Raw genomic sequence first — 370 nt, forward strand, 5'->3', positions numbered from 1 at the left:
CGTCCATCAGTCGGGCGACGACAGGGTTCAACATAGGCAACAGCCCAGGGTTCTGGTCCCAAAGCTCTTAAAAAGGTCTGTGGATTCTTAGTACCAGCCCCCTTTTCAATATCGTAGGGCTGGGCGATGAGACAACCGCGCTCACCCCAGAACTGATGCAATAAACTTATTACCGACTGAAAATTCACGCTTGCTCCATCCTTAGTCAACACAGTGCATAAACCATTGTTGCCTAGAATCCGGCACTGTGGGCAGTTTCAGGAGACAGGGAAACAGTCCAAAATTATTTTGGAAAAAATAGTTGACATGAGGAGGTAGGTTCGCTATATTGAATAAGTGCTGGAAGCGGAGCGCGAAAAAGCGACGCTTC

The 370-nt window shown here is 48.1% G+C and carries 1 protein-coding gene; it reads right to left on the reverse strand.

Features of this window, described 5'->3' with window-relative positions; genetic code table 11:
* The coding region (locus tag V7K62_RS19215) for a glycine--tRNA ligase subunit alpha (RefSeq protein WP_334866756.1) at window positions 1-188 on the reverse strand (188 nt) is incomplete at its 3' end.
* Between the last annotated feature and the right edge of the window lie 182 nt (window positions 189-370).

This window comes from Nostoc sp., from assembly GCF_036917935.1.
Lineage (GTDB): Bacteria > Cyanobacteriota > Cyanobacteriia > Cyanobacteriales > Nostocaceae > Nostoc.